Below are 13,161 nucleotides of genomic sequence, written 5' to 3' on the forward strand. Positions count from 1 at the left end.
CGCAGTCGCCGCCACCGAGGGCGTATGCCGCCCTCCCGCAAGCCGGTGCCCGCGTCAGGGTCACGCCTGCGCGCGCTGCTCGCTGACCGCGTTGCCGCCGTCCACGACGAGGACCTGGCCCGTGACGTAGGACGCCTCACGGCTGGCGAGGAAGGCGATGGCCGCAGCGACCTCGTCGGGGCTGCCGGAGCGACCGAGCGGCGTGGCCCGCCCCTCGCCGGCCTCCTCGTCGGTCTGCGAGCCGGTGGCGACCCAGCCCGGCGCGACGGCGTTGACCGTGGTGCCGTGCACCCCTTCATCGACGGCGAGGGCCCGCGCGAGCCCGACGAGGGCGGCCTTGGCCGTGGCGTAGGCAACCTCGCCGCGCATCGCCATGACGCCGCCGGTGACGCTGCTGACGAGCACGAGCCTGCCGGCCCCGGACGCCCGAAGGTGCGGCAAGGCGGCCCGACTCACGAGATAGGCGGTGTCGAGGTTGCGGGCGAGCGAGCCTCGCCAGCGCGAGGGGTCGGTGGACCCCAGGTCCCCGCCGAGCGGGTCGGGGTCGGCGGCGCTCGTCATGCCGGCGTTGTTGACGACGACGTCGAGACGACCGTGCTCTGCGAGGCAGGCGGCCACGAGCCCTCCGGCCTCCGGCTCGCGGGTCAGGTCGCCGACGTGGCCGCTGGCCACCACGCCGCCACGACGGAGCTCGGCGACGCGTTCGTGCACCCGGTCGGTCGTGGCCGCGACGACAACGGCGGCACCGAGACGGCCGAGCATCCGTGCGGCGGCGAAGCCGATGCCGCTCGCGCTGCCGGCACCGGTCACGAGCACGACCCGACCGGTCTGGTCGAAGGGCGCGGCCTCGGAGCCGGACGCCCGGTCCGCGGCCACCCGTCAGCCCGGCTTGGCGGCGAGGAGCGTCAGCACGGCCCAGACGATGGGGACGACGACGACGAGCGAGTCGAGCCGGTCCATGACGCCCCCGTGCCCGGGAAGGATGTTGGACATGTCCTTGATGCCGAGATCGCGCTTGATGAGCGACTCCATGAGGTCACCGACCGTCGCGGCGACGGCCACCCCCACACCGAGGGCGATCCCGATCACCCACGCGTGGTCGAGCAGGAAGTGGACGGTGAGCGAGCCGGCGACGACGCACAGCAGCACCGAGCCCGCGAAGCCCTCCCACGACTTCTTGGGGCTGATGGTGGGAGCCATGGGGTGCTTGCCGAAGAGGACGCCCGCGGCATACCCGCCGACGTCGCTGCACACGGTCGTGATGAGGAAGACGAAGAGACGAGCGACGCCGTCCTCGGGTGCGAGCAGCAGGATGGCGAAGCCGACGAGGAACGTCGGGTAGGTGGCGATGAAGATGCCGCCGAGGACGTCGCGCCCCGCTCCGTCGAGGCGTCCCGTGCCGCGCCAGAGCACGACGGCCAGGCACGTCAGCGACCACGCCACCACGAGGCCGGCAGGACCGTGCACGTAGGCCGCCCACAGCATGCCGACCATGCCGACGACCGGTGGCACGAGAGGCGCCTGCACGGCGGCGTGGCGCAGCGCGGCCCGCAGCTCCCAGATGCCCACGGCCACGGCGAGCGCGACGAGGACGATGAACGACTCCTTGCGGATGAGCAGGGTCGCGACGATGAGCACTCCCAGGCCGACTCCCACTCCGATGGCCGCCGGTAGGTTGCGCCCCGCGCGGCTCTGCTTCTGCTCGATGACCACGTCTGCGGGGAGACCCGCGAGCTCGTCGAGGGCAGGGTCGTAGGGGACGGGCTCGAGCGGCCCGGCCCCGCCGTCGCCGGCCTGGGCCGCGGGCGCGGGATCCACGGGGTCCGACGGGGAGTCAGTGGTCATCATCGGTCGAGCATCGAGGTCACACCTCGAGCAGCTCGGCCTCCTTGGCCTTGACGAGTCCGTCGACGAGGTCGGTGTGCTTCTTGGTCAGGCCGTCGAGCTCCTTCTCGGCACGCGACCCGTCGTCCTCACCCACGTCGCCGTCCTTGACGAACTTGTCGAGGTCGGTCTTGGCCTTGCGACGGATGTTGCGCACCGAGACCCGAGCCTCCTCCGCCTTGTGGTTGGCGAGCTTGATGTACTCGCGGCGGCGCTCCTCAGTCAGCTCCGGCATGACGCAGCGGATCTGGTTGCCGTCGCTGCTCGGGTTGACGCCGAGGTCCGAGTCGCGGATGGCGCGCTCGATCTCGTGCATCGCCGACTTGTCGAACGGGATGACGAGGATCGTGCGGGGCTCGGGGTTCTGGAACGAGGCGAGCTGCTGCAGCGGCGTCGGCGCGCCGTAGTACTCGACCGTGAGCTTGTTGAACAGGCCCGGGTTGGCGCGCCCGGTGCGGATGCCCGCGAAGTCCTCCTTGAGGACCTCGACGGCCTTGTCCATCTTCTCCTCGGCCTCGAACATCGTCTCTTCGATCATGGCTCTGGCTTCCTCGTCCCTCGTTCGTGGGGTGCTGCGGGGTGGTTCAGGGCTGACAGGTGGTTCGGTGCTTCGCGGTGGTCGTGCTCCCCCCGCGGCGGCGGCCGCGGCGCTCAGGCGTTGGTGACCAACGTGCCGATCTTCTCACCGAGCAGGGCGCGCGTGATGTTACCGGCGCCTTCCATGCCGAAGACGACCATGGGCAGCTTGTTCTCCATGCAGAGGCTGAAGGCCGCCGCGTCGACGACCTTGAGCCCCTCCACGATGGCGTCCTGGAACGTGACCGTCTCGAGCTTCTTGGCGTCCGGGTTGGTGCGCGGGTCGGAGTCGTAGACGCCGTCGACGCCGTTCTTGGCGATGAGCACCGCGTCGCACTTGATCTCGAGGGCGCGCTGGGCGCTGACCGTGTCGGTGGAGAAGAACGGCATGCCGGCGCCGGCGCCGAAGATGACGACCCGGTGCTTCTCGAGATGGCGGATGGCCCGGCGCGGGATGTACGGCTCGGCGACCTGCTGCATCGCGATCGCGGACTGCACCCGCGTCTCGATGCCCTCCTTCTCGAGGAAGTCCTGGAGGGCGAGGCAGTTCATGACGGTGCCGAGCATGCCCATGTAGTCGGCTCGCGTGCGGTCCATGCCGCGCTGCTGGAGCTCGGCGCCGCGGAAGAAGTTGCCGCCGCCGATGACGACGGCGACCTCGACACCGCCGCGCACGGCGTCGGCGATCTGCTGGGCGATGCCGGCGACGACGGCCGGGTCGAGGCCGATGCTCCCGCCCCCGAACACCTCACCGGAGAGCTTGAGAAGGACCCGGTGGAAGGGGGTTGTCTGGGCGTCGGTCATGGCGCAGGGCCTCCTCGTGGGCAGCGTTCCGGCGGTCGGTCGATCTTTCCACATCCGGCGGACATCGGCCGCATCGGGTTCACGCCGTGCGGACCTGGGACAGCAGGCCCGGCAGCGCGGCTGCGAGGCGGGCGTAGTCGTCCTCGTCGTTGTACGGCGCGGCGGCGAGCCGCACGTAGCCACGACCGCCGAAGGCGACGGGCGGCACGACGATCCCGGCGGCATACAACCGCTGCCACAGGGCCTCGGCCCCCTCCGTCGTCGTCGCCACCCCGTCGGGCAGCGCGACGAGGCGCAGGCACGGGGCGGAGGGTATGCCGCCGTGCGGGTCGTCCGTGCCGAGCGCGTCGCGCACGAGCTCGGTCCCGCGCCGGAGCAGGTCCGCGTTGCACCGGACCTGATCCCAGCCACCGAGGGCGGCCCAGGCGGCCAGGCCGTCGGGCACGGCCACCCACGACGAGTGGTCGACGGTGCCCTGGAGGTCGAAGCGCTCGGGAAAGGGGAGCCCGTGACTCCACGAGGTGACGAGGGGACGCATCGCGTCGCGGTGCTCGGGAGCCACCCAGAGCGTGGCGGCGGCGCGCGGCGTGTAGGCCCACTTGTGCAGGTTGCCCGCCCAGAACGCGACCCCGAGCGCCTCGACATCGAGGTCCGGCAGGGCTCCGGGCACGTGGGCCGCGTCGACGAGCACCGGGACGGGTGCGACGGCGGCTGCCACCTCGGCGACCGGGAGGACGAGGGCCGTCGGGGAGGTGATCTGGTCGATGACGACGAGACGGGTGCGCTCGGTCACGGCGGCCGCGAAGGCCGCCACGACGTCGTCCGGGTCGCTGTCGACTCCGAAGACCGCCGTTCGCAGCGTGCCGCCGCGCGCCTCGGCGGACCAGCCGGCCGTGAGGTAGCCGTGGTTGCCGACGACGACGTCGTCACCGGACCCGATGCCGAGCCCCTGGAGCACGACCCCGACTGCCTCGGTGACGTTGCGCACGAGGGCGGTGGACCCGGCCGGCACGCCGAGGAAGTCCGCCGCCGCCTCGCGGGCTCCGGCGAGCGCCGCGGGGAGATCGTCGCGGAAGGCCCGCATCGGTGCCCTCTCGACGCGGGCCCTGGCCCGGTCCTGCGCCTCGCGGACCGAGCGGGGCACCGCCCCGAACGCACCGTGGTTGAGGTGGGTCAGGGCCGGGTCGAGCTCGAAGAGATCGGCGATGTCGCGGCGCACCCGGACATCCTGCCTCAGGGGTTGAGACCTCCGGCCATCAGGCCCGGGCACCGGGCCGCCTCGACGGGGGTCATCGGCGCGACGTCCACCGAGGCCTCCCGGGAGCGGCCGAGGTTCCACGACAGGGCGTCCTCGCGGGAGGCGCGTGCCGAGATCGTCGACGGGAGCACGATGCAGGCCGAGACGCCGCGCGGGAGGCCGGCGACGATCGCCGGGGTGGCGTCAGCCCCCAGCGTCCGGAGGTAGGCCGCGTCGAGCTTGCCCGTCGCCTGATAGCGGTCGATGTTGCGCTGTGCGACCCACGCCTCGGGGTTGGCCAGGCCCCCGACGAGCACGATGGCAACGGCGGAGACGAGCGCCGCCCGCGGCAGCCACCAGCCCGAGAGACGCACCCCCGCGACGATGACGAGCACGACGAGCAGCCCGAGCCAGAGCTCGAACCCGTCGACGAGCACCCGGAGGAGCGTGAAGCCGTAGGCCTGCTGGTAGAGGTCCATCCGGTGCAGGGCCGAGCCGACGACGACGAGCGTCAGGGCGCACAGCGCTCCGAGCACCATCCGCAGCACGAGGCGCTCGCGGGACGTGGAGCGTGGCGCCTTGCGGACCGCGAGCGCCACGGTCGCGAGGGTGAGCACCGTGGCGGCCGTGAGCTGGCCGAAGCCCTGGTGGACGTACTCGGCGTACGTCAGCCCCGTCGTGCGCTGGACGTAGTCGTGACCGCCGAAGAGCGCCGCAGCCTGGGCGACGACGAACGCGGCGAAGAGGGCGACGACGAGACCGACGGGCACGACCCACTCCCAGACCCGGGCCACGGGGCGTCCCTCCGGCAGGGAGACCCGGTCGACGCGCGGCGGGTTGAGGGCGACGTAGCCGGCGGCGAGCAGGGCGCCACCCATGACGAAGCCGACGAAGAAGCGGAAGGTCAGCCCGTCCCACGCGACGTGCGGCACGATCGCCTGCGCCCACGACCCGAAGACCGCGTCACCGGAGGCGAAGAGGCCGCCGAAGACGACGAGCGCGACGAGCGAGATGGCGGCCGTGCGTACGACCGGCCAGACGACGTGGATGCGGCTCGTCGCGGCGACGGTGCGCCCGAGGAGCGGCAGGCCGCGCACGGCGGCGAGAGGCCAGGAGGCCAAGCCGGCGACGACGGAGAGGAATCCCTTGGCGTCGGAGAGGGCCGTGGTGAGCACGACGACCCCGAGCATGACGGAGATGACCGTGAGCCACTCGGCGGCTCGAAGCACCGAGAAGGAGGCGAGGCCGACGCAGAGCACGCTGCTGACCGTGGTCCAGAGGCGCGCCCGGTGGCGCGTCGTGCGCCAGAGCACGACGCCGCCGAGCAGGAGCACCCCGAAGAGGGCGACCCCGATGTCGCGGTAGGGCAGGACGACCGCGGACAGGACGCCGACGCCGAGACAGAGCAGCAGCAGGCGCACCTGCGGCCCGAGGCCGGCCTCGGGCCAGAGGTCGCCGAAGAGCGAGTCGACGACGGGCTTGGGCGCCCCGACCGGAACGCCGGCGTATGCCGTCGGGCGCGCCTCCGCGCCGGGGACGCCGGGCCCTCCGGCCGGGGTGGGTCCCGCCGCGGCGGGGACGGGTGCGGACACGGTGGGCTCCTCAGGGTCGGGCGCCGCGGTGTGCGCGGTCGCGTCGGTGGTGACGGTCTGGCTCGCGGGACCGGAGGGGACATCCGCGAGGCCCTCGGTGGCATACGGCGAGGTGCGGGCAGCGTTGCGCGGCAGGACGGCCCGGAGTCGGGCGCCGCGCTCTTCCTCGGGGGGCGAGACCGCGGAGATGGACCCGCCGTGCAGCTCGCACACCCAGCTCGCGATGGCGAGCCCGATGCCCGTGCCTCCCCCGGCGTCGTCGCCCGATCCGAACCGGTCGAAGATCCGGTGCACGTGCTCGGGCGGGATGCCCGGCCCCTCGTCGGCGACCATGAGCCACCACCGGTCGGGGCCGTCGGGCCCCGCGCTCACGGTGACGCGTCCACCGGCCGGGCTGTGCCGGTCGGCGTTGTCGAGCAGGTTGGCGAGCAGCTGGGCGAGGCGGGCCGCGTCCCCGGTGACGCGCAGGTCGGCGGGGACGTCGACGACGTGGACGGCGCCGCGCCGGGAGACGCCGGCCTCGGCCACGGCTCCCTCGACGAGCCCGCGGACGTCGACGTCCGCGAGCGCGAGCGGGGCGCGGCCGCCGTCGACGCGGCTGAGGTCGAGCAGGTCGCCGACGAGCGTCCCGAGTCGCTCGGCCTGGGCCAAGGCGGTGCGCAGGACGACGTCATCGGGGCGCACGACACCGTCGACGAGGTTCTCGAGGAGCGCCTGCTGGGCGGCGAGCGGCGTGCGCAGCTCGTGGGAGACCGTGGCGACGAGCTGGCGTCGCTGCTGGTCGGCGCCGGCGAGGTCGGCGGCCATGGTGTTGAAGGCGTCGGCGAGCACCCCCACCTCGTCGGCGGACGTCGCCGTGACGCGCTGCGAGTAGTCCCCCGTCGCCATCCGTGATGCCGCCGTCGTCATCTCGCGCAGCGGTGAGGTCATCCCGCGGGCCAGCCACTGGGTGACCCCGAGTGCGGCGGCGACCGTCACCGGGAGCGTCAGCCAGCCGGGCACACCGGCCCGGTCGCCGATGACGGAGACGAGCGAGGCGGCCACGATGCTGGCCGCGACGAGCAGACCGAGCTTGGCCTTGATCGAGCGGATGCCGTCGAGCGGCCGGTCGGCGTTCACGACCCCGCCTCGTCGGGCGTTCCGGGGGTGCTGTCGTGGTCGGGGGCGGCGGCCGCCTCGAGCGCGTAGCCGACGCCGTGGACGGTGCGGACGCGGTCGGCCCCGATCTTGGCGCGGAGCGACTTCACGTGGCTGTCGAGGGTGCGGGTGCCGCCGGCGTCCGCCCAGCCCCAGACCTCGCGCATCAGCTCGTCTCGCTCGCGCACGGCGCCCGGCTCGGCGGCGAGCGCCAGCAGCAGGTCGAACTCGAGCGGCGTCAGGTGCACCTCGCTCCCCCGAGCCGACACGCGCCGCGACCCGCGGTCGACGGTCAGGTCGCCGACCGTCAGCACGGGCGGCTGCTCGGCTGCAAGCTCGCGCGCCCGCTCGACGCGACGCAGCAGGGCACGGATGCGGGCGACGACCTCACGCATGCGGAACGGCTTGGTCACGTAGTCGTCGGCGCCGACCCCGAGACCGACGAGGAGGTCGGTCTCGTCCGCGCGCGCCGTGAGCATGAGGACCGGCACCAGGCGCTCCCCCTGGATGCGTCGGCACACCTCGAGCCCGTCGAAGCCGGGCAGCATGAGGTCGAGGACGACGAGGTCTGGGGCGTGCTCCGCGTGGGCGGCGACGGCGCCGGGCCCGTCGAAGGCTTGGACCACCCGGAAGCCTTCTGCCACAAGTCGATCCGTGACGGCTTGGTTGATCGTCGGATCGTCCTCGACCACGAGCAGCACGGGAGCGTGGGCGCTCGAGGACGGTGCGGCATACCCCTGGTTCATGCCCCTGAGCCTAGGAGCGGGCGCGCGGGTGGCGAGGGTGCGACGTGTGGAGATCGTGTGAAGGCCGGCCGGGCCCATCGGCCCGAGCGGCCACACCCACCCACCACGGTGGCTCAGATGAAGAGCAGCTGCGCGCCCTCCGTCAGCTCGATGAAGTCCGAGGCCGAGATGATCCCCTCGACGTCGTCGCGGAGGTCGCCCTCGGTCAGGTGCTGCATGTCCGCCGACATCCGGCAGGCCCACAGGTGGCCGCCCGAGCCGACGATCTGGTCGAGGAACTCCGGGACCTCGGGCACGTCGAGGTCGGCGATGGCCTTCTTCATCTGCGACGTGGCGAGGTGCGTCATCCCAGGGATCCCGCCGAGGCCCTGCGGCATGTGCGTCGCGGTGTTGCCGAGCATCGTGAACTTCAGGTCGCCCGAGGTCTTCCTGTTGATCATGTCGAAGCCCCAGAAGGTGAAGAAGAGGTGCGTCTCGACGCCCTCCCCCAGGGCCGCGTTGGCGAGGATGAGGCCCGGGTAGGCCATGTCGAGGTTGCCCTTGCTGCAGATGATCGCCAGTTTGCGGCCCTGCGACTCGGGCGCGTCGAACCTCGGCACGAACGGGGTGGTCTGGTCGGCGTGCGTGGTCATCACACACATCCCTTCGGCTTGGGCAGCCCCGCGACGTAGGCCATCTTTTTGGCCGGCTTGCCGGGGAAGAGGTCGAAGAGGGACTTGATCGGGGTGCCGGTCTGCGTGCTGACGCGGCGGAGGGTCGCGGTCTCGCGCTGGTGGGCGAAGTCGTCGCGGAGGAAGTGGACGAGCTTCCAGTGGTCGGCCGTCAGCTCGATCCCGATGAGCCGGGCGAGCTCGGTGCCGAGGTCGTCGGACCACTGGTCGGGACGGGTGAGGAAGCCCTCGTCGTTGACCTCGACGGCTTGGCCGGCGATCGTCGTGGTGGGCATGGTGACGCTCCTTGTCTGTGTCTGGTCGAGCTCAGGCGGCGGGGACCTTCCCCGCCATCGACATCTGCGCGGGCAGACCGAGAGGTCGTCCGGGGAGCAGGAGGTTCCAGTAGATGTGGCGGAACGCGAGCTTGCCGACGTGGTTGGCCCGCGACTCCTTGAGCAGGGTCATGGGACCCAGGCGAGGCAGCGGGAACGTGCCGGTCAGCGGCTCGGTGTCGTAGTTGAAGTCGAGGAGCATCGCCTTGCCGCCACCGGACTCGACGAAGCAGTTGGCGTGCCCGTCGAAGGAGTGGGTCATGGCCTGCCCGCGAGCGTGCTCGACGAAGTTGTCGACGAACACCTCGACGGAGAAGTGCGCGACGGAGCCGGCCTTGGAGGTCGGGATGGTGCTCGCGTCGCCGAGGACCCAGATCGCCGGGTGCTCGGTCGAGCGCATCGTGTGCTTGTCGACCGGGACGTAGTTGAGCTCGTCGCCGAGTCCCGACCGGGTGACGAAGTCGGCGCCCATGTTGAGCGGGATCGTCACGAGCTGGTCGTAGGCGACCTCGCGCTCGTCGTAGGACACGAGGACGCGCCGGTCCTGGTCCACGTGCTCGACCATGAAGTCGGTCTCGAGGGTGATCCCCTTGTCGGCGAGCAGGTGGCCCAGCTCGCGGCTCGCGACCGGCTTGGTGAAGGCGCCGTCGAGCGGGGTCACGTAGACGATCTCGGAGCGATCGCGCAGACCCCGGCGGCGCAGGAAGTCGTCGGCGAGGAACGCGAACTCGAGGGGCGCCACCGGGCACTTGATCGGCATCTCGGTGACGTGCACGACGAGCCGGCCGCCCGAGAAACCGGCGAGCGACTCGCGGAGCGCCAGGGCGCCGTCGTAGGTGTAGAACTCGCCGACGCTGCGGTGCCACTCGGCCCCGAGCATCCCCGGCGTCTGGTCGGGACGCGGGCTCGTGCCGGAGGCGATGACGAGCTCGTCGTAGACGAGGGTGCGCCCGTCGAGGAGCGACACCTCACGGGCCTGCGGGTCGACGCGGTCGACGTCGCCGAGCACGAGCTCGACACCCTGGGTGATGAGACCGTGACGGGTCCTTCTGACCTGCTCCGGCTCGATGAGCCCGAAGGGCAGGAAGAGGTAGCCCGGCTGGTAGTCGTGCAGGTCGTCCTTGTCGACGACGGTGATGCGCCACTCGCTGGTGGGGAGACGGTGCCTCAGCTTGTTCACGACCATGGTGCCGGCCGTGCCCGCTCCCAGGACCACGAGGGTTCTCATGGTGGTGGTCATGCTCCAAAAGTACCCCCGTGGGTATCAGGAGCGCTGTGAGCCACCAGACAGAGGGACTGTGAGGTGAGAGACAAAGGCTTGCCTCACAAGCGATTTCGCCGACATCGCTGTCAGCTGGACGCCAGTGGTCAGTCGGCCTTGAGCCACCGACCGAAGAGCCGCGTCACGAACGGGAGGAAGACGTAGGTCATCCAGGGCGTCGCGAGCAGTGTCGTCACGAGGACGCGCAGGATGACAGGCCAGTCGCCGCCGAACGGCGAGAGGAGGTAGGACAGCGCGAGGCTGGTCGGGAAGAAGGCGATCCAGATGACGCTCGCCTGCTTCCAGCGCGGCGGCGGTCCCGTCGGCGCGTCAGCTCCGGCCTCGTGCACCGACGACGACGCCGGCTCGTCGAACCAGCCCTCGATGCCGGTGCGGTACTCCGTGCGGCGGTGCTCGACGAGGTCCGCCGCCGAGCGCAGCCACCGCAGCCGCTCCGGCGACCGCTCCCACGTGTCGAGGTGGGCGCGCGAGTCGAACCGGTAGAGCATGTGCCAGTCCTCGGGGCCGGACCGCACCCATCCGGCGCCGAGGAAGCCCTCGAAGCGCTCGGCCATCGAGGTTCCGGCGTGGACCCAGGCCTGCATGAGCATCTCGTCCTCGGGAGCCACGCGACGGGTGATGGAGACGGTCAGCGGACCGTCGACCTCGGCGACGGTCGGCGTGTGGGTGGTGGTGCTCATGGGGCTCCTCCTGGGGTGGGTCCGGGGCGGCCGGTGACGGCCCCGGAACGCGACGATGCCGGCCGCCCCGGAGGGGGCGACCGGCATACGTCGTCGTGATGCGCGGGTTCGGCGCTACGCGTGGTGCGACGGCACGAAGGAGGTCAGGACCTCACTGGCCGACGCGGAAGCGCGCGAAGGACTTCGCCGTGGCGCCGCCCTCCTCGAGCACCTTGCCGACGGTCTTCTTGGCGTCCTTGGCGAAGGCCTGCTCGAGCAGGACGTTCTCCTTGAAGAAGCCGTTGACGCGACCCTCGATGATGCGGGGAAGTGCAGCCTCGGGCTTGCCCTCCTCCTTGGCCGTGGCCTCGGCGACGCGACGCTCGTTCTCGACCGTCTCGGCCGGGACCTCCTCGCGCGTCAGCACCGTGGGGCTGAACGCGGCGATGTGCATCGCGACGTCGCGACCGACGGTCTCGTCGCCACCCTCGAGCGCGACGAGGACACCGATCTGCGCGGGCAGGTCGGGGCTCGTCTTGTGGAGGTAGGACACGACCTTGTCGCCCTCGAGGCGCGCCACGCGGCGGACCTCGATCTTCTCGCCGATGGTGGCGTTGGCCTCGTCGAGCAGCTCCTGGACGGTCTTGCCGTCCTCGAGCGTGCTGGCGAGGAGCGAGTCGGCGTCGGTCGCGCCGGCGGCGACAGCCTGCGTGAGGACCTGGTCGGCCAGGGCGATGAACTTCTCGCCCTTCGCGACGAAGTCGGTCTCGCAGTTGACCTCGACCAGGGTGCCGACGCCGTCGGTGGCCGAGGCCGCCACGAGGCCGTTGGAGGCCGAGCGGCCCTCACGCTTCGTGACGCCCTTGAGGCCCTTGACGCGAAGGATCTCGATGGCCTTGGCGCGGTCGCCCTCGGCCTCGTCGAGCGCCTTCTTGACGTCCATCATGCCGGCGCCCGTCTGCTCGCGCAGCGCCTTGATGTCAGCGGCGGTGTAGTTCGCCATGCTCTGTATCGCTCTTTTCGTCAGTGGAGATTGACTCGTGTGATGCGGCTGGTGCGAAGGCCGTCAGGCCTGCTCGGCACCGGCCGTCGCCTCGGCGGGAGCCTCGGTGGCCTCGGCAGCCGGAGCCTCAGCGGCCGGAGCCTCGGTGGCCTCGGCAGCCGGCGCCTCAGCGGCCGGGGCCGCAGCGGCGTCAGCGGCGTCAGCGGCGTGAGCCTCGGTCGCCTCGGCGGCGGGGGCCTCGGTGGTCTCCGTGGCGGTCGCGGCGTCGGCGTAGAGCTCGCGCTCCCACTCGGCCAGCGGCTCCTCGGCCTGGGCGTCGCCACCGGACTTGCCCGACGAGCGCTGGACGAGACCGTCGGCGACGGCGTCGGCGATGACCCGGGTCAGCAGCGTGACGGAGCGGATCGCGTCGTCGTTGCCGGGGATCTTGTAGTCGACCTCGTCGGGGTCGCAGTTCGTGTCGAGGATCGCGATGACCGGGAGGCCGAGCTTGCGCGCCTCGTCGACGGCGAGGTGCTCCTTCTTGGTGTCGACGATCCACACGGCCGAGGGGACCTTGGCCATGGTGCGGATGCCACCCAGGGTGCGCTCGAGCTTGATCATCTCGCGCTTGAGGATGAGCAGCTCCTTCTTCGTGTAGCCCGAGCCGGCCACGTCGTCGAAGTTCAGCTCCTCGAGCTCCTTGAGGCGCGTGAGGCGCTTGGAGATCGTCTGGAAGTTGGTGAGCATGCCACCGAGCCAGCGGTGGTTGACGTACGGCATGCCGACGCGCGTCGCCTGCTCGGCGATGGGCTCCTGGGCCTGCTTCTTCGTGCCGACGAAGAGGATGGTGCCACCGTGGGCGACCGTCTCCTTGACGAAGTCGTACGCGTTGTTGATGTACGTCAGCGACTGCTGCAGGTCGATGATGTAGATGCCGTTGCGCTCGGTCATGATGAAGCGCTTCATCTTGGGGTTCCAGCGACGGGTCTGGTGCCCGAAGTGGACGCCGCTCTCGAGGAGCTGGCGCATGGTGACGACGGCCATGCCGTGTTCTCCCTAGCGTTGTGTGTTGTCAGTTGTGCGTGGGCGCGGACGCGGGACGGTCACGTGGATCACGTGGCCCGACCTGCGGCATACGACCTCACTCCTGGCGCCTGACGCACCCCGCCCCGCCGCGAACGGTGGGGACTGCCGTGGTGTGACCCGGTCCGGCGGACCGGCAGAAGACGCGCGAATTGCGGTCCGTGCGACGAGCACACGGGACCGCCGACCAT

13 protein-coding genes are annotated in these 13,161 nt (G+C 71.5%); all 13 read right to left on the reverse strand.

The annotated features are described in order from the left end of the window. Positions 1–60: 60 nt before the first annotated feature. Positions 61–876, reverse strand: coding sequence for an SDR family NAD(P)-dependent oxidoreductase (locus NR112_RS02710; RefSeq protein WP_256792440.1), 816 nt, complete (start codon positions 874–876; stop codon positions 61–63). A gap of 3 nt (positions 877–879) precedes the next feature. Continuing rightward, entirely contained in the window at positions 880–1,848 is a 969-nt protein-coding gene (locus NR112_RS02715; RefSeq protein ID WP_256792441.1) for a phosphatidate cytidylyltransferase, read from the reverse strand. A 16-nt stretch (positions 1,849–1,864) separates the two neighbouring features. After that, positions 1,865–2,422, reverse strand: coding sequence for a ribosome recycling factor (gene frr / locus NR112_RS02720; protein ID WP_256792442.1), 558 nt, complete (start codon positions 2,420–2,422; stop codon positions 1,865–1,867). A gap of 113 nt (positions 2,423–2,535) precedes the next feature. After that, on the reverse strand, positions 2,536–3,264 hold the full coding sequence (gene pyrH, locus NR112_RS02725; RefSeq protein ID WP_256792443.1) for a UMP kinase: 729 nt from the start codon (positions 3,262–3,264) through the stop codon (positions 2,536–2,538). 79 nt (positions 3,265–3,343) lie between these two features. Further along, positions 3,344–4,483 (reverse strand): aminotransferase class V-fold PLP-dependent enzyme, encoded by a 1,140-nt coding sequence (locus NR112_RS02730; RefSeq protein WP_256792444.1) that lies wholly within the window; start codon positions 4,481–4,483, stop codon positions 3,344–3,346. 14 nt (positions 4,484–4,497) lie between these two features. Next, a complete protein-coding gene (locus NR112_RS02735; protein WP_256792445.1) occupies positions 4,498–7,212 on the reverse strand; it encodes a DUF4153 domain-containing protein in 2,715 nt (904 codons plus the stop codon). Then, positions 7,209–7,976, reverse strand: a complete 768-nt coding sequence (locus tag NR112_RS02740) for a response regulator transcription factor (RefSeq protein WP_256792446.1) — start codon at positions 7,974–7,976, stop codon at positions 7,209–7,211. Before NR112_RS02740 ends, NR112_RS02735 begins: the two co-directional genes overlap by 4 nt. A 113-nt stretch (positions 7,977–8,089) precedes the next feature. Then, complete coding sequence (locus NR112_RS02745; RefSeq protein WP_256792447.1) at positions 8,090–8,608, reverse strand: DsrE/DsrF/DrsH-like family protein; 519 nt, start codon at positions 8,606–8,608, stop codon at positions 8,090–8,092. After that, the gene (locus NR112_RS02750) at positions 8,608–8,922 is read right to left on the reverse strand and encodes a TusE/DsrC/DsvC family sulfur relay protein (RefSeq protein ID WP_256792448.1); all 315 of its coding nucleotides are present in this window, start codon (positions 8,920–8,922) and stop codon (positions 8,608–8,610) included. The genes NR112_RS02745 and NR112_RS02750 overlap by 1 nt, the downstream gene beginning before the upstream one ends. Positions 8,923–8,953: 31 nt before the next feature. After that, on the reverse strand, positions 8,954–10,201 hold the full coding sequence (locus NR112_RS02755; protein WP_256792449.1) for an NAD(P)/FAD-dependent oxidoreductase: 1,248 nt from the start codon (positions 10,199–10,201) through the stop codon (positions 8,954–8,956). Between the two features lie 128 nt (positions 10,202–10,329). Next, positions 10,330–10,923 (reverse strand): antibiotic biosynthesis monooxygenase, encoded by a 594-nt coding sequence (locus NR112_RS02760; RefSeq protein ID WP_256792450.1) that lies wholly within the window; start codon positions 10,921–10,923, stop codon positions 10,330–10,332. Positions 10,924–11,074: 151 nt separating this feature from the next. Then, positions 11,075–11,905 carry a translation elongation factor Ts gene (gene tsf, locus NR112_RS02765; RefSeq protein ID WP_256792451.1) on the reverse strand — a complete coding sequence of 277 codons (831 nt, stop codon included), beginning with the start codon at positions 11,903–11,905 and terminating at the stop codon, positions 11,075–11,077. 63 nt (positions 11,906–11,968) lie between these two features. Beyond that, complete coding sequence (gene rpsB, locus NR112_RS02770; RefSeq protein ID WP_256792452.1) at positions 11,969–12,931, reverse strand: 30S ribosomal protein S2; 963 nt, start codon at positions 12,929–12,931, stop codon at positions 11,969–11,971. Between the last annotated feature and the right edge of the window lie 230 nt (positions 12,932–13,161).

It is taken from the genome of Terrabacter sp. Ter38, assembly GCF_024519435.1.
GTDB lineage: Bacteria > Actinomycetota > Actinomycetes > Actinomycetales > Dermatophilaceae > Terrabacter.

What these genes read in the sequence shown, in the direction of transcription:
- tsf (WP_256792451.1), bottom strand. Translation starts at nt 11,905, where the DNA reads ATGGCGAACTACACCGCCGCTGACATCAAGGCGCTGCGCGAGCAGACG.
- NR112_RS02715 (WP_256792441.1), bottom strand. Translation starts at nt 1,848, where the DNA reads ATGATGACCACTGACTCCCCGTCGGACCCCGTGGATCCCGCGCCCGCG.
- NR112_RS02755 (WP_256792449.1), bottom strand. Translation starts at nt 10,201, where the DNA reads ATGACCACCACCATGAGAACCCTCGTGGTCCTGGGAGCGGGCACGGCC.
- frr (WP_256792442.1), bottom strand. Translation starts at nt 2,422, where the DNA reads ATGATCGAAGAGACGATGTTCGAGGCCGAGGAGAAGATGGACAAGGCC.
- NR112_RS02760 (WP_256792450.1), bottom strand. Translation starts at nt 10,923, where the DNA reads ATGAGCACCACCACCCACACGCCGACCGTCGCCGAGGTCGACGGTCCG.
- NR112_RS02740 (WP_256792446.1), bottom strand. Translation starts at nt 7,976, where the DNA reads ATGAACCAGGGGTATGCCGCACCGTCCTCGAGCGCCCACGCTCCCGTG.
- pyrH (WP_256792443.1), bottom strand. Translation starts at nt 3,264, where the DNA reads ATGACCGACGCCCAGACAACCCCCTTCCACCGGGTCCTTCTCAAGCTC.
- rpsB (WP_256792452.1), bottom strand. Translation starts at nt 12,931, where the DNA reads ATGGCCGTCGTCACCATGCGCCAGCTCCTCGAGAGCGGCGTCCACTTC.
- NR112_RS02750 (WP_256792448.1), bottom strand. Translation starts at nt 8,922, where the DNA reads ATGCCCACCACGACGATCGCCGGCCAAGCCGTCGAGGTCAACGACGAG.
- NR112_RS02745 (WP_256792447.1), bottom strand. Translation starts at nt 8,608, where the DNA reads ATGACCACGCACGCCGACCAGACCACCCCGTTCGTGCCGAGGTTCGAC.